Source organism: Hyphomonas sp. UBA4505, from assembly GCF_002388685.1.
In the GTDB taxonomy this organism is placed as follows: domain Bacteria; phylum Pseudomonadota; class Alphaproteobacteria; order Caulobacterales; family Hyphomonadaceae; genus Hyphomonas.
This window is the reverse complement of the sequence record NZ_DGMZ01000012.1, coordinates 282,882-306,903: the sequence shown is the minus strand read 5'-3', so window position 1 is coordinate 306,903 and position 24,022 is coordinate 282,882. Positions and strand designations below refer to the sequence as shown.

The 24,022-nt window shown below is 59.4% G+C and carries 24 protein-coding genes; 13 read left to right on the top strand and 11 right to left on the bottom strand.

What is annotated here, in order from left to right; translation table 11 throughout:
* The first annotated feature begins 62 nt into the window (after nt 1-62).
* A complete protein-coding gene (locus B3527_RS10560; protein ID WP_349677863.1) occupies nt 63-1,649 on the top strand; it encodes a SulP family inorganic anion transporter in 1,587 nt (528 codons plus the stop codon).
* A 91-nt stretch (nt 1,650-1,740) separates the two neighbouring features.
* Nucleotides 1,741-2,544, top strand: a complete 804-nt coding sequence (locus B3527_RS10555) for an SDR family oxidoreductase (protein ID WP_034811827.1) — start codon at nt 1,741-1,743, stop codon at nt 2,542-2,544.
* Here the strand turns inward: B3527_RS10555 and B3527_RS10550 are convergent.
* The gene (locus tag B3527_RS10550) at nt 2,541-3,350 is read right to left on the bottom strand and encodes a DUF2306 domain-containing protein (RefSeq protein WP_290481938.1); all 810 of its coding nucleotides are present in this window, start codon (nt 3,348-3,350) and stop codon (nt 2,541-2,543) included. The genes B3527_RS10555 and B3527_RS10550 overlap by 4 nt on opposite strands.
* A gap of 161 nt (nt 3,351-3,511) precedes the next feature.
* Here B3527_RS10550 and B3527_RS10545 point away from each other — a divergent pair, with 161 nt between their 5' ends.
* The 5 genes from B3527_RS10545 (at nt 3,512) to B3527_RS10525 (ending at nt 5,870) form a co-directional block, all read left to right on the top strand.
* On the top strand, nt 3,512-4,495 hold the full coding sequence (locus B3527_RS10545) for a helix-turn-helix domain-containing protein (RefSeq protein ID WP_290481939.1): 984 nt from the start codon (nt 3,512-3,514) through the stop codon (nt 4,493-4,495).
* A gap of 73 nt (nt 4,496-4,568) precedes the next feature.
* Nucleotides 4,569-4,868, top strand: a complete 300-nt coding sequence (locus B3527_RS10540; protein ID WP_206991186.1) for an aspartate decarboxylase — start codon at nt 4,569-4,571, stop codon at nt 4,866-4,868.
* Nucleotides 4,869-4,881: 13 nt separating this feature from the next.
* Nucleotides 4,882-5,481 carry a GNAT family N-acetyltransferase gene (locus tag B3527_RS10535; protein WP_206991185.1) on the top strand — a complete coding sequence of 200 codons (600 nt, stop codon included), beginning with the start codon at nt 4,882-4,884 and terminating at the stop codon, nt 5,479-5,481.
* Nucleotides 5,481-5,675 carry a DUF4169 family protein gene (locus B3527_RS10530; protein ID WP_206991184.1) on the top strand — a complete coding sequence of 65 codons (195 nt, stop codon included), beginning with the start codon at nt 5,481-5,483 and terminating at the stop codon, nt 5,673-5,675. The genes B3527_RS10535 and B3527_RS10530 overlap by 1 nt, the downstream gene beginning before the upstream one ends.
* Before the next feature lie 72 nt (nt 5,676-5,747).
* On the top strand, nt 5,748-5,870 hold the full coding sequence (locus B3527_RS10525; protein ID WP_256434933.1) for a hypothetical protein: 123 nt from the start codon (nt 5,748-5,750) through the stop codon (nt 5,868-5,870).
* A gap of 8 nt (nt 5,871-5,878) precedes the next feature.
* Here B3527_RS10525 and B3527_RS10520 read toward each other — a convergent pair whose 3' ends face one another.
* Nucleotides 5,879-6,889 (bottom strand): hypothetical protein, encoded by a 1,011-nt coding sequence (locus tag B3527_RS10520; RefSeq protein ID WP_206991183.1) that lies wholly within the window; start codon nt 6,887-6,889, stop codon nt 5,879-5,881.
* 148 nt (nt 6,890-7,037) lie between these two features.
* Here B3527_RS10520 and B3527_RS10515 point away from each other — a divergent pair, with 148 nt between their 5' ends.
* Nucleotides 7,038-8,147: an NADH:flavin oxidoreductase gene (locus tag B3527_RS10515; protein ID WP_034810833.1), complete on the top strand. Its 1,110-nt coding sequence runs from the start codon at nt 7,038-7,040 to the stop codon at nt 8,145-8,147.
* Between the two features lie 350 nt (nt 8,148-8,497).
* On the opposite strand, the gene B3527_RS16930 is transcribed toward B3527_RS10515, so the two are convergent.
* Both B3527_RS16930 and B3527_RS10510 read right to left on the bottom strand, forming a co-directional pair.
* The gene (locus B3527_RS16930) at nt 8,498-8,587 is read right to left on the bottom strand and encodes a hypothetical protein (RefSeq protein ID WP_371822957.1); all 90 of its coding nucleotides are present in this window, start codon (nt 8,585-8,587) and stop codon (nt 8,498-8,500) included.
* A 33-nt stretch (nt 8,588-8,620) separates the two neighbouring features.
* Entirely contained in the window at nt 8,621-8,935 is a 315-nt protein-coding gene (locus B3527_RS10510) for a hypothetical protein (protein ID WP_290479839.1), read from the bottom strand.
* A 105-nt stretch (nt 8,936-9,040) separates the two neighbouring features.
* Here B3527_RS10510 and B3527_RS10505 point away from each other — a divergent pair, with 105 nt between their 5' ends.
* Nucleotides 9,041-11,380 (top strand): ATP-dependent helicase, encoded by a 2,340-nt coding sequence (locus tag B3527_RS10505; protein ID WP_349677859.1) that lies wholly within the window; start codon nt 9,041-9,043, stop codon nt 11,378-11,380.
* A gap of 58 nt (nt 11,381-11,438) precedes the next feature.
* Entirely contained in the window at nt 11,439-11,873 is a 435-nt protein-coding gene (locus B3527_RS10500) for a PH domain-containing protein (RefSeq protein ID WP_206991179.1), read from the top strand.
* Nucleotides 11,874-12,070: 197 nt separating this feature from the next.
* Here the strand turns inward: B3527_RS10500 and B3527_RS10495 are convergent, their stop codons facing one another.
* The 5 genes from B3527_RS10495 to B3527_RS10475 all read right to left on the bottom strand — a co-directional run bounded on the left by B3527_RS10495 (nt 12,071) and on the right by B3527_RS10475 (nt 19,802).
* Nucleotides 12,071-15,301: an efflux RND transporter permease subunit gene (locus B3527_RS10495; protein WP_290479837.1), complete on the bottom strand. Its 3,231-nt coding sequence runs from the start codon at nt 15,299-15,301 to the stop codon at nt 12,071-12,073.
* Nucleotides 15,298-16,374 carry an efflux RND transporter periplasmic adaptor subunit gene (locus tag B3527_RS10490; RefSeq protein WP_290479836.1) on the bottom strand — a complete coding sequence of 359 codons (1,077 nt, stop codon included), beginning with the start codon at nt 16,372-16,374 and terminating at the stop codon, nt 15,298-15,300. The genes B3527_RS10495 and B3527_RS10490 overlap by 4 nt, the downstream gene beginning before the upstream one ends.
* A gap of 178 nt (nt 16,375-16,552) precedes the next feature.
* Entirely contained in the window at nt 16,553-17,560 is a 1,008-nt protein-coding gene (locus B3527_RS10485) for a zinc transporter ZntB (protein ID WP_290480936.1), read from the bottom strand.
* 9 nt (nt 17,561-17,569) lie between these two features.
* On the bottom strand, nt 17,570-19,084 hold the full coding sequence (locus B3527_RS10480) for an amidase family protein (RefSeq protein WP_290479834.1): 1,515 nt from the start codon (nt 19,082-19,084) through the stop codon (nt 17,570-17,572).
* Nucleotides 19,085-19,208: 124 nt separating this feature from the next.
* Entirely contained in the window at nt 19,209-19,802 is a 594-nt protein-coding gene (locus B3527_RS10475; protein ID WP_290479833.1) for a superoxide dismutase family protein, read from the bottom strand.
* 66 nt (nt 19,803-19,868) lie between these two features.
* On the opposite strand from B3527_RS10475, the gene B3527_RS10470 reads away from it, so the two are divergent.
* Nucleotides 19,869-20,597 (top strand): TlyA family RNA methyltransferase, encoded by a 729-nt coding sequence (locus tag B3527_RS10470; RefSeq protein WP_290479832.1) that lies wholly within the window; start codon nt 19,869-19,871, stop codon nt 20,595-20,597.
* 9 nt (nt 20,598-20,606) lie between these two features.
* Here the strand turns inward: B3527_RS10470 and B3527_RS10465 are convergent, their stop codons facing one another.
* The gene (locus B3527_RS10465) at nt 20,607-21,335 is read right to left on the bottom strand and encodes a hypothetical protein (protein WP_206991173.1); all 729 of its coding nucleotides are present in this window, start codon (nt 21,333-21,335) and stop codon (nt 20,607-20,609) included.
* 118 nt (nt 21,336-21,453) lie between these two features.
* Between B3527_RS10465 and B3527_RS10460 the strand changes: the two genes are divergently transcribed.
* On the top strand, nt 21,454-22,527 hold the full coding sequence (locus B3527_RS10460; protein WP_290479831.1) for a class I SAM-dependent methyltransferase: 1,074 nt from the start codon (nt 21,454-21,456) through the stop codon (nt 22,525-22,527).
* Nucleotides 22,528-22,681: 154 nt separating this feature from the next.
* Nucleotides 22,682-22,852: a hypothetical protein gene (locus B3527_RS10455; RefSeq protein WP_156947775.1), complete on the top strand. Its 171-nt coding sequence runs from the start codon at nt 22,682-22,684 to the stop codon at nt 22,850-22,852.
* A gap of 12 nt (nt 22,853-22,864) precedes the next feature.
* Here the strand turns inward: B3527_RS10455 and B3527_RS10450 are convergent, their stop codons facing one another.
* Nucleotides 22,865-23,920, bottom strand: coding sequence for a hypothetical protein (locus tag B3527_RS10450; RefSeq protein ID WP_206991170.1), 1,056 nt, complete (start codon nt 23,918-23,920; stop codon nt 22,865-22,867).
* Nucleotides 23,921-24,022: the final 102 nt, after the last annotated feature.

Here is a 24,022-nt window from a genome sequence, read left to right as displayed (position 1 = left end):
AGTGTCATCCCGTGGTAAAATCGACTTTTGCAGCCTTCGCAGATCGCCTTGGCGCCCAGGGCCTGTCGCAGGCCAGCTTCACCCAGTTCACGCCGAACCGGATCAAGATCGAATTGCTGTCCGGCCTGACAGTCGCCTTGGCGCTCGTGCCGGAGGCCGTGGCTTTCGCTTTCGTGGCGGGCGTGCACCCGCTGGTCGGGCTGTATGCGGCCTTCATTGTCGGCCTCGTGACGGCCGTGATTGGTGGCCGTCCGGGCATGATATCGGGCGCGACCGGCGCGCTGGCGGTTGTTATGGTTTCGCTCGTCGCGCAGCATGGCGTTGAGTACCTGTTCGCGACTGTTGTGCTGATGGGTATCCTCCAGCTGGCGGCGGGCATTTTCCGGTTCGGAAAATTCATCCGCCTCGTACCGCATCCGGTGATGCTCGGCTTCGTGAACGGCCTCGCCATCGTGATCTTCATGGCGCAGCTGACCCAGTTCCAGGTGCCGGGCACGGCTGAAGTGTCGGCGCACGGCATGTCGGGCGGGGAATGGATGAGCGGCTGGCCGCTCGCGGTCATGCTGGCGCTGGTTGGCCTGACCATGGCGATCATCTGGCTGTTGCCGAAATTCACCAAAATCATTCCTGCGCCACTGGCCGGGATCGGCATTGTCGCTGCCGTGGTGATCGGGTTCGGCCTGGACGTGCCGCGCGTGGGCGATCTCGCCTCCATTCAGGGCGGCCTGCCGAGTTTCCATATGCCGAGCGTGCCGCTGACATTTGAGACGTTCAAGATCATCCTGCCCTACGCGGTCATTCTCGCAGCTATCGGCCTCATCGAGAGCCTGCTGACGCTCAATCTTGTCGGGGAGATCACCGGCAAGCGAGGCGGAGCGAGCCAGGAGTGCGTGGCGCAGGGCACCGCAAACCTGATCACAGGCTTCTTTGGCGGCATGGGCGGCTGCGCCATGATCGGCCAGTCGATGATCAATGTGAAATCCGGCGGACGTACGCGCCTCGCAGGCATCGCCGCCGCACTGTTCCTGCTGGCCTTCATTCTCGTTGGTTCTGGCCTCATCGAACAGATCCCGTTGGCCGCGCTGGTCGGCGTCATGTTCATGGTCGTGATCGGCACATTCGCATGGAACAGCCTGCGCATCATGACGCGGATCCCGCTGCTGGACGCCGCCGTGATCGTACTGGTGACCATCGTCACCGTCTTCTATGACCTGGCGACGGCTGTGGTCGTTGGAGTGATCGTCTCGGCGCTCGCCTATGCATGGAACAATGCTCGCCGCATCCACGTCATCGAGCGTGACAGCGTGCGCACACCGGGCGCGCATGTCTACGAGATCGAAGGCCCGCTTTTCTTCGGATCGACCGATGGTTTTGCCGAACTGTTCCATCCCGAAACCGACCCAGATGTGGTGATCGTGGATTTCATGCGCTCGCGTGTTGTGGACCAGTCCGCATTGCAAGCGATCGAAGACCTTGCGCGTCGTTATGAGGCCCTCGGAAAGACCCTGCAGCTGCGCCATCTTTCGCGTGATTGCCACAAGTTGCTCAGCAAGGCTGGGCAACTAATGGTCGATTCCGATGATGATCCCGAATACGCGATTGCGGTGGATTATTCGGTCAAGACAGGTGCCTTCAGCGGAGCGCACTGACGCGCGCCTGCGACGTAATCTCCTTGCCTCGGATCGGCAGTTCCGCCACTAGGAACGCCAATCAGAAACTTGGAGGAACAGGCGCATGGATATGGATTTCAGCAATTTGTTTTCGGTGGCCGGCAAGACCGTCGTGATTACGGGCGGCTCGCGCGGCATTGGCGAAATGATCGCGGCAGGCTTTCTGGCCAATGGCGCGAAGGTGATCATTTCCTCGCGCAAGGCGGATGCCTGTGAGGAAACGGTCGAGCGTCTGAAAGCAAAATATGGTGGCGAAATCTATGCCATTCCGTCCGATGTGGGCCAGATGGTCGGCATCGAACACCTCGCCAACACGCTCGCCGAGCGGGAAGAAAAGGTCGACGTTCTGGTCAACAATGCCGGTGTGGCATGGGGCGCCAAGCTGGAAGATTTCCCGGAGCATGGCTGGGACAAGGTGATGGACGTCAATGTGAAGGGGCTCTTCTTCCTGACCCAGAAGCTGATGCCGCTGCTGCGCAAGGCGGCGAGCGCGGACTCTCCGGCCCGCGTGATCAACATCGCCTCCATCGACGGCATGCACACCTCACCGATGAGCGGCTTTGCCTATGGCACGTCCAAAGCGGCCGTCATCCATCTGACGCGCTTCATGGGCGCGCATCTGGCCGGTGAGCATATTCTCTGCAACGGCATCGCGCCGGGCCCATTCCCGACCTATATGCTATCCACCGGCGTCGGCTTCAAAGGCGAAACCGAAGGCGTCGACTGGCAGAAGATTGGCGACCAGAATCCGTCTGGCCGGGTGGGCCAGCCCTCCGACATTGCCGGCCTCGCCATGTTCCTGTCATCCAAGGCCTCCAATTATATCACCGGGCACACCGTCCCGTGCGATGGTGGCATTGTCTCGTCCAGCTAGAGCTGCGGGAACCAGAGAAACGTCGACGCTCCGAAAATGCCGATCGCGGTAAAGACGGTGGCCGCTGCGACAAGCAGACTGGCTGCCGCCTTTGCGGGGGCGGAGCGACTGCGGCGGGCGGCACAATAGAGTTCAAGCACGGCCAGCGGAATCAGGTAGCTGCCATAGGTGATGATGATGTCGGCAGGTCCGCTCATCGTGCTGTTCATCCAGCGAGGGGACTGGTTGATCATTATCCAGCCCATCAGGCCGACCCGAACGAACCAGACGCCATTGGCAACCATGAACAGGCGCATTGCCCAGCGTTGATGGTCGGCGAGTCGGCGCGCCAACGCAAAGCGGATTGTGTAAAAGGCGCAAACCAGGATCAACACGGCGTTCAGCGACACGCTGGCGGCTCCCACTAGAGACAGGTATGTGTCGCGTCCCCACGTCAGCCAGAGCCCCCCCAGTGCAAGGGTGCAAGCCAGCACCAAAAAGATGCGGCCAGACCATCTGTGCAGGGTTGGGAACCGCCGCCGCAGAACCGGAATGAGCTGTATGAGGCCCGTCAGCGTCATTGCGGCCGCCAGCAAGACGTGACTTGCAAACATCAGATTGCCCGCATCGTCGCCCGGAACATGGCCTTTGATGAGTTGCTTGTCGTTCCACCCTGCGAAATTTCCCGTGGCTGTGCGGGTGCCATAATGAGCAATGATAAAGGCGATGAAGGCCAGTTGGCCGACCGCAGCAATGCAAAACCACGCAATGCCTGTGCGGCTCAGGAGCTTGTTCCATTTTCCAAGATTTTGTGAAGTGGGTGCCACGCGCAATCCTTCCATGTTTCAAACAGGGAAGGTGTGGTCAGGATCGCCGACATCGTCTTGCCGATTTGGAAATCGGCGAGGATTTCCGCAGAAAACCGTCGATATTGCTCCGGTAAGCTTCTAAGCTTGTCCCCGTTGCTGGCCAACTGGAAGAGATGCTTATGAAGATCGCCCAAATACGCATTGAGAACGATGGCATGTTCAGGCACGGCCTGCCATTTGGTCCAGTTGCTCCGCTTACACTGTATTGGGCGGCGTTTGCGCTTTCGGTATGTGCTTTCATTGCCGAGTATTTTGTCGGCGGCATTGTCCCCCAGCTCGGTGTTGTGCTGGTGCTCATCGGTTTCGTGCCTTGCGGTATGGCCTGGCTTTTGTCGCGCGAATTGTTCCGGCAGGAAACCGAGCGAAAAGCCTGGCCGCTCGTCGTGGTCGTGACGCTCTATTTGACCTGCCTGATCAGTTATGTGGTCCCGGAAGGGCATGCGGGCAGACTGGTCGGAATGGTGGCCAGCATGAAGGGGCTGATTGGGTCAGCCATGCTGCTCATGACTTTCGTGGAGGCCATTGATGGCTTGAAGGCCTCATCTGCGGAGCGACGGTTCCGCTTATGCTTTGCGGGTGGTTATGCCGCGATCGTCTTTGTTTCCCTCATGAACGACCAGCGCGGACTCGATGTTTGGCAGGAAGAGTTCAGGATTGTCGCCGCCACGCTCGCATTGGTCGGTGCAAGCGCGGCAGTGCTCTATCGAAGGCAAAATCCTCTTGCGCAGACCAAGCGGCCAAAGTCAGCGGCAGGACATCCGGCGCTTGCCTTGCGACTAGAGCGTCTGATCGAGACTGATCACGTGTTTCTGGAACCCCAGATAAAAGTCGCCGATGTAGCCGAACGTTTGCGCGAACCGGAATACAAGATCAGCCAATGCATCGTATCCGACCTTGGCTTCGCCAATTTCAACCAGATGATCAATTCCTACCGCATAGCCGAGGCGAAGCGCAGGCTTGCCCGTCCTGATCTTGAGGGTCAGCCTATCCTGTCCATCGCGATGGATTGCGGATTTGGCTCGCTCGGCCCATTCAACAGGTCATTCAAGGCGATGACAGGTCTGACGCCGAGCGCGTATCGCCGGCAGGCGGCGGTGCAGTGAGGGCTGGCGATTGGCGCGGTGAAGACTAGACTGCGCGACACAGAATCACTTCCCGCCAAGAAAGGCCGTCTCCATGGCAAACGCTCCCGTCGGATCCAAATCCAACCCGTCCCAGTTCGATATCCTGGACAAGCTGGCCGAGGACGAGCCGTACTTCGTGATCCGAGCGCATGATCCGCTATCTTCGGCGCTGGTCGAGCTGCACGCCTATATCGGCGCAGGCCAGTCCGGCGCGGCCCACAACAAGCTGGCCGAGATCATGGCGATGACGGCCGCCAAAGCCCCGCGCCCGGCCTCCAGCCCGAAATATCGCGAAACCTTCGCCATCTCGCTGGCCATGGAACAGTGGCGCGAGACGCATTCCGGCGATTAAGGGATTTGCCGGTTTGCAGATTGCGCCCGTCACGCTGGAGAACCGTTTCGTACGGCTCGTGCCGTTTGACATTGACGCGCATGCCGAAGCGTTACGGGACATGGCTGAGCGGTCCGGCCAGCGGCTGGCGACGTGGCCGTATTTCAATCCGCCGGGTGACTGGATTTCGGTTTGGGTAAAAGCGATCCGGAAACGCGCAGAGGCTGGCACACTGGTGCCATTTGCCGTCCTGACGCCGGAGGGTCGCTTCGCTGGGATGAGCGCCTATCTCAACCCGGATGCAGTGTCGAAGAATGTCGAGATCGGCATGACGATTTATGCGCCTGAATTTCAGGGTGGCGCGACAAATCCCGCTTGCAAGCATTTGCTGCTCGGCCATGCCTTTGGTCAGGGAGCAATCCGCGTCTGTTTCAATGTGGATGAACGCAATGCCCGGTCTCGTGCAGCAGTGACCAAGCTGGGCGGCGTGCAGGAAGGCGTCCTGCGCGATAATCGCGTCCTGCCGGATGGTTTTGTCCGCACCACTGTGGTGTTCTCGATCCTCGCCCGCGAATGGCCCGGCGTGAAAGAGGGCCTGGAGGCGCGGCTGGCGCGTTTCGAGAGGAAGGACTGATGGCGGAACCGATCAATCTCAACAAGTTTCGAAAAGCGAAAGCCAAGGCCGAGAAAGACAAGTTGGCCAAGGAAAACCGCGCGAAATTCGGACGCACCAAGTCCGATCGATCCCTGGAGCAAGCGCGCGCGGACAAAGCGCGCCGGGAGACCGAAGCCCATCGCCGGGACGATGATCCCGAAGACCATGGTTAATCAGGTCTTACCAACCGGCCTCTGACTTGCAGTGTCCCTTCTGACTTTGTTTCAAAGCGGGAGGACACGCCAATGGGTCGCATTCTGGGAAAATTCGTGGTGGCCGGTATCGCATTTGCGGCCGGGATCACTTGGGGCATCGTGGCTGACGCGGCTGAAGCCGGTATTCCGATCCGCACGCTGCTTGGTTTTTAGTCTTCCGTTCAGCTAGCCGGTTCTTCCGGATACAGGATCGAATTGATCAGGGCGTCATCCATGCGGCGGCCTGAAACGCGCTCCAGTGCGCTGAAGATCGGCTTGGCCTGTTTGTCTTCGAGCAGGGGGATTGACTGGGCCAATTCGGCGGCGCGGGCATAACGCAACTGGGCTGTGGCCATATCGCCGCGCGCCTCCGCACATGCACCCAGATTATGAAGAATGGCAGGGGCGTGGGTCCATTCGCGTCCCAATTCGTCCCACTGTGCGCAGGCCCCCATGAAATTGCCATTCTTGGTGGCCTTCACGGCAGCGGCGAAGCGAGGGTCGTTCTGGGCTTCTGGGGTCAGGCCGTCCGTCATGATTTCGGCGCGCATGGTCTGGTAGTAAGGCGCGATATCATTGCGGAACCGGCGAACGGCTTCCACGGTCGCATCCCGCACCATGCCAATCGGGGCATTGTAGGGATCGTAGCTGGACTGGTGAGGATCGCGCCAAACGCCGAGGTCATGGCCGCGATCTTCGTATTCGGCCACGTCGACGCATGTTTCCCGATTTGCCCCGCCCAGCTGTTGCTGGCTGAAGACCAGCCGGTTGGTGCGATAGTCCACCAGATTGGCGGTGACAACGACTTCGACGGTTTCTTCGCGACATTCCGTTTCAACGATGGCGCGGTGTTCGCAATCGAACAGGCCGTCATATTCAACGCATCGCTTCTCGCGTTCAAAGCGCGTTTCGGCATCCCAGGACTCTATGTCGACCCGGCCCTCATAAATTCCGGCCGGATCGCCGGACGGCAAGGTGAACCAGTAGGATCCATCCAGCGTGACCTGTTCGATCATGTCGGCGAACTCGGCTTCTGCGACATTCCCGGCTGGCCCGCGGAACTGGCCCACGGCGACATCGCGATATTCTGCGGCCTGAGGAAAGCCAGGCGCCATGCGCGCCTCATAGTCATATCCGGGCGTGGCACAGGCAGCGGCCAAAGCGGGCAGGAAGAATAACAGGGCGTGTCTCATGTGGAGAGCCTTCAACAGTTTCAAGTCAGTAGCGTTGAGAGATACTGAACAGACACTGAACCATGCAATGGCTGTCTTTGCGTAGGGGAAAATCTTGACCTTGGGGGAGGGTGCCGCCACCTGTCTCGCAACATTGATGGAGCTCTAAATGACAAGTTCACTGTTCACCCCCTTCAAGATGAAATCCCTCGACTTGCCTAACCGCATCGTGATGGCCCCGATGACGCGGTCGAAGTCGCCGAACGGCGTGCCGGGCAATGATGTTGCAGACTATTATGCGCGTCGCGCCGAAAACGAGGTTGGCCTGATCCTGACCGAAGGCACCACAATCCGCCGTGGTGGGGCATCGAACGACCCGAACGTTCCGAACTTCCATGAGCCGGACTCCCTGGCTGGTTGGAAAAATGTGGTTGAGAAGGTCCACGCCAAGGGTGGCAAGATCGCGCCCCAGATCTGGCATATGGGCATGGTGCGCAAGGAAGGCAGTGGTCCGAATCCGGACGCGCCGACCGACAGCCCTTCGGGCATGACGCATACCGGTAAAGCTGTGATTGAGGCACCGACATCAGCTGAAGTCGACGACATGGTGCTCGCATATGCTGACGCCGCCGCTGAAGCGGAAAAGCTCGGTTTTGACTGTGTCGAAGTGCATGGCGCGCATGGCTACCTGATCGACCAGTTCTTCTGGGATGTCATGAACAAGCGCGATGACAAGTTCGGCGGCACATCGCTGGTCGACCGCGCCAGCTTTGCCTCTGATATCCTGAAGGAAATTCGCAAGCGTGTCTCTCCGGATTTCCCGATCATCCTGCGCTACTCGCAGTGGAAACAACAGCAATATGATGCGCGCCTGGCTACGACGCCGGAAGACCTCGAAGCTTTCCTGAAAGTGTTCGTCGATGGCGGCGTGGACGTATTGCACGCGTCCCAGCGCCGCTACTGGGAACCCGAATTCCCTGAGGTCGATGGCGAGAACGGTCTGAACGGTGCAGGTTGGGCCAAGAAGCTGACTGGCCTGCCCACCATTACCGTCGGGTCGGTTGGCCTGTCAGGCGATTTCATCAAGGCTTTCCAGGGTGAGGGTTCGGGGACACGGTCGCTCGATGACCTCGAAGAGCGCTTGTCGCGCGGTGAGTTTGACCTTGTTGCGGTTGGGCGCGCGCTGCTTCAGGATCCGGCATGGGCCCGCAAGGTGCATGAAGGTCGCCTTGATGAGTTGAACGATTATGATGCAGCGAGTTTGGCAACGCTATCTTAGGTCGATTTAGACTTGCATCCGATCGTCAGGAATGGTTTTGGTTAATTCAGCTGGGCCGAAGGTGGCTATTCCGCCAAGGTCCAGTTGGATGGTGGGGACAGTTTAGGCCATCCCGATACAATTTGACGATGAAGGCGTGTGGGGGACCCGTACATCACACGCACTTTGTCCGCGCTTCGACGCCACCTGCGCGATAGCCGTCTTGTTCGGATGATCTATTCCCCCTTCTGACGCGGGCCAAGCCCGTACCAAAGTGAGATGCCTTCACACCAGCATCTCGCTCGACCCTGCAAGGCCGCGTCCCGCACACCTGACGCGTCCCTGCAGGGTTTTTTTGTGGTCAGTTCGGGTCAGGCGGTGCTGTAGGACTCGGCCAGCCATGCCCTGACTTCAGAGTCGACATCTTCGGCAGATACGAGCCGAACCTTGTGCGTGCACATACTGCCCGGCTTTTCTGCCGCTAAACGATCAGATCAAGTGGTCTTGTCGCTATTGTCGAAGGATTTGGCAGGCGTGCATCGGGCCTCGTCATTGTCTTGCCCGGACATCTGCCTGTCCTTTATGCCGAGCAAGCTGGCCTGGAACTCCTTCAACAGGTCCGCATCCTGTTCAGTAGGATTCTCCAGCTCCTGCAGTGCAGCCACGCGTTCTTCGAGCCACATGGTTGCTTTGGCAGTTCCATCACCGACCACGGGGTTGCATGCAGTAGGATTGGACGGCGCATCTGCCTGTGCGGGCAATAGAGAAGACACGATGGCAGCGGCTATCAGAAAGACGGGCTTCTTCATCCTCAAGGGTTCCAAATTCAATTTTTGGGAGCATGACATGGCACTGGCATATTCACAATATTCGTGTGTGCCGCAAACCCTGCCCAACGGGGCATTCGGTGCTATATGTTCGCTATGAGTTCTAATCCGAATCGCCTGTCCATTTCCCAAATGGCCGCCGCCAAACCGCCCGCTGCCAAGAGCGAGGCGGAGTATCTGGACGGCCTGAACCCGGAGCAGCGCGAGGCCGTGCTGACGACCGAAGGCCCTCTGCTGGTGCTTGCCGGTGCCGGCACGGGCAAAACGCGCGTGCTGACCACGCGTCTCGCACACATCATCGGCACGCGGCTGGCCTGGCCGTCGCAGACGCTGACCGTGACCTTCACCAACAAGGCCGCCCGGGAAATGCGCGAGCGGGCGCTGAACATGCTGGGCGAGGCGGGCGAGGGCCTGCGCTGGCTTGGCACGTTCCACTCGATCAGCGCGCAGATTCTTCGCAAACATGCCGAACTGGCAGGGCTTAAATCGACTTTCACCATCATCGACACCGATGATCAGGTGCGCCTGTGCAAACAGATCATTCAGGCCGAGAACATTGATCCGAAACGCTGGACGCCGCGCTATCTCGCCAGCCTGATTGATGGCTGGAAGAACCGGGCGCTGACGCCGGACAAGGTGCCGCCGGAAGAGGCCCACCAGTTCGCTGACGGCAAGGGCATCACCTGTTACCAGATTTATCAGGCGCGGCTGAAAGTGCTGAATGCGTGCGACTTCGGCGATTTGCTGATCCACAACATCACGATCTTCCAGAAAAACCCTGATTTGTTGAAGGAATATCACGACAAGTTCCGTTATGTTCTGGTCGACGAATATCAGGATACGAACGTTGCGCAGTATCTCTGGCTGCGCCTTCTGGCGCAGGGCTCGCAGAATATATGCTGTGTCGGTGATGATGATCAGTCAATCTATGGCTGGCGCGGGGCGGAAGTCGACAACATCCTCCGTTTCGAGAAGGATTTCCCCGGCGCGCATGTGATCCGGCTGGAAAAGAACTACCGCTCGACCAAGCATATCCTTGCCGCTGCTTCCTCGGTGATCAGTCACAACAAGAGCCGTCTCGGCAAAACGCTCTATGTCGGCGACGACAATGCGATTGATGATATTGACGCCTCCAAGGTGAAGGTACGCGGCCTGTGGGATGGCGAGGCCGAGAGCCGCCTGATTGCGGACGATATCGAGAGCTGGGTGTCGAAGGGTGGCAGCCATGAGGATTGCGCCGTTCTGGTGCGCGCCTCGTGGCAGATGCGGGCCTTCGAGGAACGCTTCATCATGCTGGGCATACCGTACCGCGTGATCGGGGGCCCGCGCTTCTTCGAGCGCGCCGAGATACGCGATGCGCTGGCCTATTTGCGGCTTGTACGGTCGCCGGATGATGATCTTGCGTTCGAACGGGTCGTGAACCAGCCGAAGCGCGGCGTGGGAAATACATCGCTCGCCAAGCTGCAATCCTATGCGCGCGAGGATGGCCGCAGCCTGTTCGTGCTGACGCCAATGGTGCTGCAGACTGACGAGATCAAGGGCGGCGCGAAGCGCGGGCTGAACCAGTTCATCGACCAGATCAATCTCTGGCGAGACAAATTGGCCAATGGCATGCCGCATACGGAACTTGCCGAAACTATTCTCGAAGAGTCCGGCTATACCGACATGCTTCAGAAGGATCGCAGCCCGCAGGCGCAGACACGGCTCGACAACCTGAAGGAACTGGTCCGCGCGATGAGCGAGTTCGACTCACTGGCCGGCTTCCTGGAACATATCGAACTGGTCATGGACGCTTCGACCGGCGGGGCCGGGGAAGACCAGGTGCAGATCCTGACCTTGCACGGCGCCAAAGGGCTGGAATGGCCCGTCGTCTTCTTGCCCGGCTGGGAAGAGGAAGTCTTCCCATCCCGCCGCAGCCTGGATGAAAGCGGCATGAAGGGGCTCGAGGAAGAGCGTCGGCTGGCCTATGTCGGCATCACGCGCGCGCGTCAGCACGCCTATATTTCCTTTGTGGCGAACCGCCAGATCTATGGCCGCTGGCAGAGCGTACTGCCGAGCCGCTTTGTTGATGAGTTGCCGCATGATCATGTCGAGGCGATTTCAGAGACCGGCTTTTCCGGCATGCCCGGTGGCGAAAGTGGATTTAGCGGATCGGTCGAAGACCTTGGCGAACGTTCGAATTACAAGAGCCCGGGCTGGCAGCGCCTGAAGGAAAATGCGGGCCGGTTCGACACGCGTCCGCCGCGAGACAATACGACCCTGTCGGCCACTTCAGGCGGACCGGCAACTTTCAAGGTCGGCACACGTATCTTCCATGACAAGTTCGGCTATGGCCGGGTGGCTCATACGGAAGGCAACAAGCTGACCGTGGATTTCGAAAAGTCCGGACGGAAGAAAGTGATCGCCACATTCGTGCAACCCGTTTGATGGTTGACCGCGCGTTCCATTCCGAATTGGATGGGTAAGGCAAAGCGGTGAGGCGATCATGGCCGGTTATCTTGAGAAGCGGCTCTATGAGGGCGAGGTCCTGCGCTATCGCGGCCAGTTCCATTGGCTCGAATATGCCAAGGCATGGGCGATGCTGATTGTCTTTGGCATCATCATCTTCGGGATTTTCTATTTTATCGCCCAGATGATCCGGCTGAACACGACCGAATTTGTGGTGACAGATCGCCGGGTTGTGAAAAAAACCGGGCTCTGGTCAGCCAATGTCGAGGAGATCACGCTCGATTCCATAGAAGGCAGTTCCCTCAACCAAGGCATCTTGGGGCGGATATTCGGCTTCGGAAAACTGTCGGTTCATGGGCGTGGTGAAACCCACATCAACTTCCCCAACATGGCCCATCCCCAGAGGTTTCGGGCTGAAGCGGAAAAATCCAAGCAGACAGCGCTTGCGCCGGGCGGGCCTCTGGTCGGCTGACCTGTTTCGCGAGAAAGGATATGCAGCACCGGGGGCCTGGTCAGGGGGGAGGGAGTCCGGCCGGCCTCATGAAGCGCGATGGGTGGAGGCGCTTGCCCGAAAGGGCGAAGGCTGACCCGGTGCTGCAGGACCTGTTCTCGCATGAACCACGCGAACGCAAACCGAATGGCGCGTTCATCTGAGGCTCATCTGGATTCCTATTCAGCGGCGGGCAGGGACCGGTCAGACGGTTCGTTCTCGTTGGCCGTGGTCTGTTCAGATATACTGTGGGCGGCTGCCTGTTCGCCCCGGACCCGATCCTTCAGGCGGCCGGCCCAACGGCGAATACGGTGTGGTGCAAGTAGCCAGACAGGCGTCACCAGCAAGATCATGATTGTAGAAAAGCCAAGGCCAAATACCACGGCCGTTGCCAGTTGGACCCACCATTCGGAGCTGGCACCCCCAAAATTGATCGAGCCTTCGAAGAAGTTCACATTCATCTGAATGATCATCGGCAACAGGCCACAGATCGTCGTGCCGGTCGTCAGCAGGATCGGACGAATACGCTGGGCGGCTGTCGCGACGGCGGCTTCTTCCGGCGTGCGGCCATCGCTGAGCAGACGGTTATACGTGTCGATGAGGACGATATTGTTATTCACCACGATCCCGGCGAGCGCGACAATGCCCGTACCGATCATCAACTGGGAAACGTAAGGCAGGACGAGCTGGATACCAACGAGCACACCGGCAGTGGATATGATTACGGCCGTCAGGGTCAGGAAGACCTGCCAGAAATTGTTGAACTCCCACAGCAGGATGATGGCCATCATGAACAGCATGGCGAGCAGGGCCCCCTGGAAGAAGGCTGCCGCATCGGCGCTATCTTCGTCCGCGCCTTCAAAGCGTACCTCCACCGTGCCGGGAATATCCTGTTCGGCAACCCAGGCCTTGACCTCTTCGACGATCGCAGCGCCTGCACCCTGTTCCACGGCATTGGCGCGGACATCCACGACCCGGGCTCCATCACGGCGCGTAATCTGGCTGACCCGCGGGGCGGGCACGCGCTCGACAAACAAAGACAGCGGAACATTGCCGCGCGGCGTGGCGATACGAAGATCGTCAATTGCGCTGGCGCTGCGGTCTGCCTGTGGGAAGCGGACGCGGATGTCGACTTCGTCATTGGCATCGTCCGGCCGATAGCGACCGACGAGCACGCCATTGGTGATTAGCTGTACGGCTGCGCCGACCTGGCTGATATCGAGTCCATACTTGCCAGCTTCGGCACGGTCGACTTCGAGTTGGTATTCGATACCGGGCAGAGGGCGCGTGTCTTCAACTTCGCGCAGGTCAGGTCGGGAATCGAGGTAGTCGCGGATCATGCGCGCAGTGGAATTGAGGGAGGCGGCATCCTCGGAGAGTAGAGCGATCTGAATGTCCTTGCCCGAGGGTGGGCCTTGTTCGCGGGCGGCGATTTCGAAGCGAAGGCCAGGAATTTCAGCCAGCCGGGTGCGGATGTTCGCGAGTGTGCGGCGGCCATTGTGCACGCCATCGGCCGTGGCCAAGTCGACCAATAGCTGCCCAACCGTGTCGGTCGGCTTGCTGGACGATCCGTCCGGCGAAAAGATCGCGCCACCGGAGGCGCCGGCTTCGGTCGAGATGTCTTCAACGCCGTCCATGCCGGTAATTGCCACTTCGGCCCGTTTGACAAGAGAAAGCTGTTCTGCGGTGGAGAGGCTGCCCTGAGCCTGAACGAACACGAAGGCTTGTTCAGGTTCGACATCCAGAAAGAGTTCGGTCTTGTGCGGTGTCGAGCCAAACCAGACAAAGATCATCATGACCCCGGCAATGGCGACGCCCGTCACAGCCAAAGGGTGCGCCAGCAGCGCTTTCAGCAGGCGAACATATCCGCCAAGCCAGCCGGTAGCCTCCGACGGATCGGCGTCTGCCGCCAATGCCGCCAGACTCTCATCGGTACCATCAGGCCGTGCGCCGATCACCGAACCGAGCACCGGCAGGAAGATCAGCGCCATGACCAGCGACGCCGACAAAACGAAAATCAGCGTAATCGGCAGATAGGCCATGAACTTGCCAGGCATCGAGTTCCAGAACAGGAATGGGATGAAAGCCGCAAGGGTTGTCGCGGTCGATGCAACCACTGGCCAGAACATCCGCTTGCCGGCCATGCCGTAAGCCTCTTTCCGGTTGAGGCCCTCGGCCATTTTTCGGTCGGCATATTCGGTTACGACAATGGCGCCATCGACCAGAATACCCACCGCGATGACCATGCCGAACATGACCATCATGTTGATCGTGTAACCAAATGCCCCAAGAAGCAGGAACGCCATCACGAAGGAGGCGGGGATGGAGATACCCACCAGCAGCGCGGAGCGCCAACCAAGTGCGGCCACACAGATTATCATCACCAGCATGACAGCGGTGATGATCGAGTTCTGGAGTTGTCCCAGCTGATCCCCAATCAGTTCCGAGGCGTCTGATGTGATGCGGACATCGACCGTGTTGTGCCAGCTTTCCTGCTGGGCCGCGACGGTGTCGCGCACGAAATTCGCCGTGTCGAGAATGTTGGCACCGGAGCGTTTGACGATCTGCAATTGCAGGGAGGGTTGGCCGTTGAACGTCGCGTAGCCGGTTGCGTCCTTGTAAGTGCGGCGGATTTCGGCCACGTCCGACAGGGTCACCGTGGCATTGTCAGAGCGTTTGACCGGCAGGTTGAGCGCATCCTGGGCGGATCGGATCAGGCCGGGCACCTTGACGGCAAAGCTGCCTTCGCCGGTGTCGATCTGGCCAGCCGGGACGAGCTGGTTGTTCGCGGTCACGACGGCGTAGATGTCCTGATAGGACAGATTGTAAGTTTCAAGTTTGACGGGATCGACCACAATTTCGAGCACGTCTTCGCGCTGGCCAATAATGTTGGCTTCCAGCACGCCCGGATTGCGCTCCAGCATGTCCTGCAGGGTCTCGGCAATCTGGTTCAGTCCGCGCTCAGGCGCCTGGCCGAACAGGTTCACGACCATGATCGGGAATTGTGAAGCATTCACTTCGGTGATGATGGGCTCGCGGGCATCAGCCGGGAAGAACCGTTTGGCCAGATCGACCTTGTCCTTCACGTCCAACACTGCCTGATCGACATCGGTTTCGATTTCGAATTCCAGAACCAGTTGGCCAGCGCCCTCTGCGCCGATGCCGATAAAGGTTTTCAGGCCCTCAAGAGACTGGATTTCCTGTTCGATGGGTTTGACCAGAAGACGCTCGGCATCTTCCGGCGTCACGCCAGCCAGCGGCACCGTGATGCCAACAAAAGGAATTGGAATGTCCGGATCCGCTTCCTTGGGCAATCCGATATACGTCGCCGTACCGGCAATGATGGCGCAGATCAGGATGGACAATACCATCCGCGCGCGGCCGATGGCACCCTCGACGATCTGGGTCATGGCTGGGCACCGCCTTGGGGAACAGGTTTCACTTCGACCCCTTCAGCCAGGTAGTCCTGGCCAATAGAGATCAGTCTGACCGTAGCGGGCAGGCCTGTGACCCACGCGCCCTCAGGCGTCTCATCAATCACTTTGATGGGCGCGAACTGTACCGTGTTCTGGTCGTCGACGTAGCGTACGCCGAGTTCGCCAGCGTCCGACAATGTCAGAAGGCCGGGAGAGATCAGCGTCGCTGGCACCTCGCCCATTGGAATAAAGAGTTCTGCCGTGACACCCGCGGCGACCGGATCGTCGCCTGTGTCGAGTTCACCCTCGATCAGGAAGGTGCGCGTGCCCGCGTCGGCCGTGCGTGAGACATAACGCAGCGTGGCCGGATAGGTCTTGCCGCTGGGCAGGCGGGCGGTGCCGGTCATGCCGGTCGTCAGTTGGCCGGCATTGGCCTCGGCCACTTCGACCGCGACAATAACTGGGTCCATGTCGACCATGGTGCCGCAAGGCTGACCGGGCGAAAGATAATCACCAGCTTCGGCCAAGCGGTTTTCAAAGATTCCGTCGAACGGGGCCCGAATCTGTGTCTTGGAAAGTTCCACCCGCGCGGCGTTCACCGAGGCTTCTGCAGCGTCGAGAGCTGCCTTCGCGGAGGCTTCATTATTGGCGGGGGCCAGGCCTTTTTCGGCCAATGTTCTTGCCGCCTCGAAATCGATCCGTGCAGCGTCGCGGCGAGCTTCAGCCTCTTCCAGACGGGCGGCGCGGGCTTCAACATCCAGTCCGCAGAGCAGCGTGCCCCGTGAGACGCGCGTACCTTCGCGCACGGGCGTCGAGGTTACGTTGCCCGCGGTTCCAGCTTTTACCGTCACCGATTTATCGGGGGCCGTCAGGCCCTTGGCCTTGAGGCGGATGCCGTGAGTTTGTGCCGAAACCGTGAAAGTGACCGCTTCGGGCGCGACCTCGCTGGCTTCCAGCCGGACATCTTCATGCTGCGTGCTGATGTCGCCCCGAATAACACTCCGGATCACGAACCAGGCCAATAGGCCGACAAAGATAGCAATGGCAATTTTTAAGGATCGGTTCACGGTTCAGTCTTTCGCACGGCTGGCGCTGTATCAGATATAGGGCGCGGCGTCGCCTGAATAAGGTCGCCGCTCGATCATAGTTAACAGCCGATTGTTGCAATCCGGCAAAGCTGGCGCGCAGATTTCAGGTTTCAGTGCAAGGTGTGATTAATAAATGCCCCGATCAGCGAGGGCAGAGTCAGATCCAGCGTCGCCAGCGGAAGATGGCCAGCATCAGGATGGTCGCCACCGCGAGCGCCCCAACCAGGATGGCAAATGCGCCGGCGCTTTGAACCCCCGGCATGCCGCCCACATTAACGCCGAAAAGGCCCGTCACGAAGCTGATCGGCAGGAAGACCGCTGACAGGATCGAGAGCACGAACAAGCGCTGGTTCATCACTTCCGCGCGTTCCTCTATCACCTGTTCCTGCAACACGGTGCAGCGGTCCCGGATCGTGTCGAGTTCTTCCGCCAGACGTGTGACCCGATCAGCGGACTCGCGGAGGAACAGCAGATCATGATCGGAGAACAAGCCGGACTGGGTGCCTTCGCGGACAAGCTGGGAAAGTGCCTCGCGTTGGGGCAAAATATAGCGACGTACCTGCAATACGCGGCGGCGCAACTCCGACAGTTTGGAGCGCGGGAGACGCGTACCAGGATCAAGCAGATCATCCTCGAACTGGTCCGCCTGTTCATCGAAACGCGACACTTCCGGTTCCATCCGGTCGGTCAACGCATCGGCAAGGGCGGCAACAAGGCCGCCCGTTGAATTGGGCGCATTGCCCTCTTTGACCTTCAGTTCGACATCGCGCGTCGCCTGGATGGGCTTGGCGCGCAACGTGATCAGAGAGCTTTCACTGGCCCACATGCGCAAGGCCAGCATGTCTTCCAGTGCTTCGCCTTCGTTCAGGTTCATGCCGCGCAAATTGATCAGGAAACCAGCACCATGCCGGGTCGAGCGCGGGCGAGTGTCTTCCTGAAGCAGCGCCTCGGTGGCGATACGGTCCAGCCCGCTCTGGCGAGCGAGCCAGGTTCTCACTTCCGGCGACAAACGGTTGAGGTGCAACCAGTGGCGACTGAACTCATTCAATCGGCCGGAGGTCACATCCTCCCAGTTCAGCGATGCGATGGTGCCGTCAGCCGCCATTCCGTAGCCGAAAACCAGCGGCGCCGTCATTGCGTCAGTTGAGGAAACAGCGGTCGACACTATGCAGGATCAGAGCGCCGAGACTGGCGGCGTGCGCGCAATCCAGGGGCGTGTCATTTCGAGCTGCATGGCCAGTTCAAACAGCAGGCCATCCTCGCCCCGTTTGGCAGAGAACATGGAGCCGATCGGCAGGCCGCCCGACGACCATGACAAGGGCACGCTCATCGAGGCTGCGCCTGCAACGTTCATCGGCGCAGTGAAAGCGGCAAAGTTCAGAACACTCTCCATGACCGCGTCGAAATCTCCATCCGGGGCCTGTTCGCCAATCGGTACGGCGGGGCTGCCTGTTACGGGTGTGAGTAGCACATCCATGTCGCTGAACCAGTCGTCATAGACGGCTTCGAATGCCTTGAGATACGCGATCGTGTCTTCCATTTCCGACTGCCGCGCCTGGAACATGGCGGCCAGGCCGAGCGTCCATGGCTCGACGATGTCGGGCCCGATAGGCTTGCCGGAATAGGCGCTGGCCTGTTGGGCAAACTCGGCGGCGCCAGCCGCCCAGTAGAGCAGGAACTTGTCGGTGAACTCCTTGCCGTCGAGCGGAACTTTGAAGTCGATCACCTCATGGCCCAGATCCCGGCAGAGCTGCGCGACGTCCTCAAGCGCTGCGGTGGTTTCAGGGGACACGCGTGTCCCGCTGATCGAGTCCGGTGCGAAGCCAATCCGTAGCGGACGGTTCAGGGTCGATATGTCTCCGAGGGGTGCATAGGTCCCGTCATTGGTCTCCGCCACACGAAACAGCTCAATGGAATCCTGCACCGTGATGGTCACGGCATGGTTGACCGAGATATCGACAGGCGGAGCGTTGGCCGCGTCCCGCTTGTCCAGTCGGGCACGTGATGGCTTCAGCCCAAAAACACCACACGTAGAAGCGGGAATGCGGATGGATCCGCCGCCATCGCTGGCATGCGCGAACGGGACGACACGTGCGGCCACGAGGGCGGCTGCGCCGCCGGACGATCCGCCCGGAATTCGGGATAGGTCCCAAGGATTGCGGGTCGGGCCTGTTACGAGCGGCTCGGTTGATGAAATGAGCCCCATTTCGGGTGTCGTGGATTTACCGAGAGAAACGACTCCTCCCTTTCTCCACGCTGCGGCAAAGGGGGAATCCTCCTGGGAAATATTGCCCACGAAAGCGCGGCTACCCCACATGGATTGCGTGCCCTTCCACCCGACAAGGTCTTTCATGAATGTGGGCACGCCACTGAACGTTCCCGGCGCGGGGACGGCTGCGTCGCGCAAGGCCTGGTCAAAGCTGTCGGTGGCGATCGCATTGAGATCGCCATTCACGGCCTTGGCGCGAGCGATGGCTTTTTCCGTTTCTACGAGCGAAGTGGTTTCGCCGGAGGCAATTCGGGCGGCGATGGTGAGACCGCTTTCCCAACCGGCTGGTGGGACAGCTTTTGCTGCCACGGGACCTGTCGGCACGGTGGCTGCGGCGTCGCTCGGCGTTTGTCCGCATGCCGCAAGTGTCGCGATGGCTGCCCCGCCCAGCAGAGCTTCCCGCCGTGAAAATCCAGTCATTCTATTCCTCCCAATTCCCATTTTTAGCGAAGCCTGTAACGGGAATTGGAATTTCGCAACCACCAAATCGTGGAAAAGCCGCGCGAAATTGCGCGGCTTTTCAATATTTCTGATCTGGTGGTGCCTATTGAATAACGCCGCACGCCACTCGCGCACCGGCGCCGCCAATAGGCTGGGTCATGTGGTCGTCTTCGGCCTCATGGATGATGAGCGCCGAGCCGTCTTCATCCAACAGGGAGTCGAGTGCGGTCAGGCGTGTGAACGCCTCATATCCGGCCGAACCATCTTCCGCGACCCAGATATTTGGCAGGTCGCCGGCTTCCGGTCCCTTCGGATTGAGCAGGCCATGCGCACCTTCGATCTTTCCATGATGACCACCGGATGCCTTGAACACGCCAACATCTTCACACGTGCCGGTGCCGTGTAAATGGATGCCGTGCCAGCCGGGCGTCAAGCTGCCGGAATTGAGTTCAACACGAATCATTTCGCCATTCGGACCATCGAGAAAATTCGCGGTGCCGATCTCCGTGCCTTCCGCGCCAATGATGGAAGCCGTCGCGGTCATCATGGAAGGGAACACGCCCTCATCCGGCCCGGGCATTTCGTCTGTCGTTGGCAAGCCATTGTCGCTGTCGGGCATCTCCTGCGGGGTCGCGCCTTGCTGTCCGCAAGCGGCAAGGGCGATGGCGAGTGAGGCGATTGCAGTTCGAGTGATCATGGGGGTCTCCTGTCAGCGGGGTTCTGATATAGGCTTAACGTCTATTTGGCAGGAAGGCTCCATGTCGTGAAGGACCGCGCGGATAAATTGCTCGTTAGTCTGGGGTTGTTCGACAGCCGAGCCTCTGCGCGCGCCGCGATTGAGGCAGGCAATGTGACGGCTGGCGGCGTCGTGGTCACCAAACCATCGCAAATGCTGTCACGCGACGACCGCATCGAGGCACAACCGGCGCACCCTTACGTATCGCGAGGGGGATTGAAACTGGCGCACGGCCTGAGCGCTTTTGGCGTTGATCCGGCTGGGCGCGTTTGCCTTGACATCGGGGCGTCCACAGGTGGTTTCACAGACGTGCTGTTGCGGGCCGGTGCGACGCATGTCGTCGCGGTCGATGTCGGGCGAGGCCAGCTTCACTCCTCTCTTTCCGATGAGGACGGCGTCACGAGCCTGGAAGCTCAAGACGCCCGGACCCTGACCGGAGAGATGCTGGGCGACACGCCTTCCTTGCTCGTATGCGATGCGAGCTTCATTGCGCTCGAAAAGCTGCTGGCCGTTCCTCTGTCGCTCGCGGCTGAGCGGGCGGAAATTGTCGGCCTGTTCAAGCCGCAATTCCAGGTTGGTCGGGAAAACATCGGCAAGGGCGGACTGGTCACAGATTCCGAAAAGGCAGACTTGGCGGCGGACGTTTTCACGGAATGGATGGCCGGGCAGGGATGGCCAATCCAGTCATGGACACAAAGCCCTATCACCGGGGGCGACGGCAATGCGGAACGCCTGTTTTATGCGGTGCGAACCTAGTTCCGGCGCCTAGTAGTTCTCGTCCCCGAAACCGTCATTGATCTCCCATGTGCCATCATAGGGATCGCGGCATGCGGTGATCGGGTCGCGGATGACCTGACCATCGGGCAGCCGCGTTTCGCGCTCAATCGTGCGGCACTCGATATCGGTGCCCGGTTGGGGCGGCAGGGTCGGTCCCGCAGTCGTTGACGCCGGATATGTGCGGCTTGGCGGCGGCGTGTTGGGATAGTTCATGATCTCCGGTCCGCCATACAGGCCGTCGGTCGTGCGCGGAATGCCGCCGGCTGGATAGGTACCGCTCGTGGCCGCTCCATAAGGTGTTGCAACCTGACAGGGTCGGCTTGTGTCTTCTGCAATGGCTCCGCCAGCAAGACCGCCCACAATCGCGCCGAGAATGGCGCCCGCAGCGACTTCATCAGAGTTTCCGTTGCCATGATGGTATCCGCCGTGACGCCGATGACCGCGATAACCTCTATGGCCGCGATACCCTCTGTGACCCCGGTAGTGGTAGGCATCGCCATCATCCACATTATTGCCGATTGCCCCGCCGATCAGGCCGCCCGCAATCGCGCCGACGAGCACGCCCGCAAACTGGTCATCCTTGCGCTGGCGCTCACATTGGACGTTCTGGACAGGGGGATTATAGGTGTAGCCATATCCGCTTTGGGCCGAGGCCGTAGCCGGTATGGCAAGACTGGCCATGGCCAGCGCTCCGATGAACAGCGAGTGGGATTTCATCGCAATACTCCTTGTCGCGGATACACGTCCGCCAGTGTCAGACTAGCATACTGCGGGGCGGAACCTGAACAGTAGGTGAAAACTGGACGCCGGGTACACCTGGCCACATATTGACTGCATGGGAGTGTTCGACATCGCCACCCGCACCGCCGGCCGGGCGCGTTACGCTGCTGCACAAGGGCTGCGGTCGGCTTGGTATGGCGCGCAGATGAGCGCGGCGCGTCGGCGTGCCAGCGGCTTTGATCGCCCGGGCGAACCAACGTTCCAGCCCACCCGAGGCCAGCCCGACCTTGCTGTCCTGCGCCGAGCCTATTTCGAACTGTTCATCAAGGACCGCCTGAATGTTGAGGCAGGGCTGTATCCAGCGCCATCGGATGTGCGCCTGAAGGATTTGCCGAAAGCGTTGAGATCGGCGCGGGCTTTCCGGGAAGATGTCGAGGACGTTGATCGGCGCCGATTGGAACGCAATGGAACGGAAGTACGGCAACAGGTGACCGACGGGCATAACCGGTATCCCGCCTACTATCTCCAGAATTTCCACTATCAGTCCGGCGGCTGGTTTACCGAGGACAGCGCCGATATCTATGACACTCAGGTCGAAGCATTGTTTACTGGCACAGCAGATGCGATGCGCCGCGCCGTTCTGGCCGAGATTTCACGGGAGCTCAGGGGACGCGACCAACGCGGTGTCAGCCTGTTGGATGTGGCGTGCGGCAATGGCCGCTTCCTGTCGCAAGTGATGCAGGTATATCCAAGGTTAATGGCGAGCGGGCTGGACCTGTCACCGACCTATACCGACGCCGCCCGCACACGTCTGAAACCGTGGAAACAGGTAGAGATCCTGCACGAGGCGGCCGAGGCGATGCCCGTAGAGGACAATAGCCTCGATATGGTGGTCTCCATTTTCCTGTTCCACGAATTGCCGCCCCGCGTGAGGGAGAAGGTGCTGGCGGAAATTCGACGAGTCCTGAAGCCGGGCGGTCTGTTTATCCTGGCAGATAGCGCGCAATTTGGAGACTATTCGGACCTTGATGGACTGTTGGAATATTTTCCCCACGGTTTCCACGAGCCATACTACAAAAGCTATCTGTCCTGGGACGCCGTACAAGCATGCGATTTGACAGGATTGGTGCCTGAAACGCAGTCACTGGCATTTCTTACAAAAATCAGCACCTTCCGGCGATCATCATAACGCCTTGAAATGAAACTTTTTTCCAGAGCTACGGGCGCTGCTTAATCCTGTATGAAAAAATATTGATTTGCGCGAATGGAACATGACAGTAATATGACAGTTACGTTACGGTCATGTGACACGAACTATTTACCAGGAATGAAAGGAGCCACCTATGGCAGTCCTAGATCATAATGATAATCACGTTTCCTGGCTGGCGCACAGGGACCTGACCCTCAACGAGTCGAGCCTGCGCGTCCTGCGGGGAGCCATGCTGGCACTGGCAGGCGTCGTCGGGGTGAGTCTCGCGATCGCGCTCGATCCGATCTTTAACCTGTTCGCCTAAACGCCAACGGGGCTAGAAGCTCGGAAGCTTACCTGTCCCCATGAGGGGCATGGCAAAAGCCAGAATGATCGAAATGATGAGGCCGAGGAAGGCACGTCCGGCATCGCCGAGAACGTCTTTCACGGCCTCATTCTTTTCGCGCAGATGCGCGACGTAGGAGATCGCGAGTTCGCGACCGGCCAACAGGCCAAGGAATACCCAAGTCGTGCTCATCGGCACATTGCTGACTTCTTTGAACAGGAACAAGATGATTCCGTAGATCAGGTCGACGATTGTCGCGGCGCGGACATCCACCGTGTTGATCTTGCGTTCCACAATCTTCTGAATCTGGCCGCCGCGCGTGGCGAAGATGTAGCCTTGGATGGCCACAAGCAGGATCGCGCCGAAAATGACGTAGCCGAGCGAAAAGGCCACATGCGTTTCGTCACCAGTGACTGTGACCGTTCGCGGCAGGTAAACGAAGATGTTCGCCAGATCCTGCATCAGCCATTGTGACCAGAGGAAGGTCGTCGTCAGCCACTGGAATGTGATCCAGTAGGGCCAAGGCAATTCGTCTTTCGTATGAAAGACCCAACGCTCGAACGTGCGGGAAATTATTATCCAGATCACAGCGCCGCACGCGAACGCCACGACATAGCCCATTGCCGACTTGATGATCATTTTTTCGAGGATGCCATCGCTGGCAGACCCGCCCGACAAGGCAAACAGGGTCAGGACCAGGAAGGTCGTCGACACAGGGATGCCAAATCGAGTCAGGAATAGCAGGACCAGGGGAGGCAGGGCGTGCCACCATTGAATGCCGGGCATCAGCACCGCGGTGCGATCCCCTTCACCTGGCAGCACAGACAATTTGTCGAGACGTTCGTAGGCAACGTCTCCCTGACCATTGAAATACCCGTAGAAGAGCACGGCCAACAGAATTGCGCTGGCAAAAATCCACAGGACCCACCAAGGACGCTTTGCATTCGAGGACAGGAATGTCCCCAGTGTCTGGATCGAATCATTCGCGACGACGGCGTAGCACGCCAGCATAAATCCAATGATGCCGAAAATTTCTACGCCACCCATTACGCCAACCCATCGCTATTTGAATACTGAACGCGAGGTAGCAGGTTCAATGTGCAATGCCGATAGCAGGTATGTGAACTTACTGTGACATGCGCATTTGCG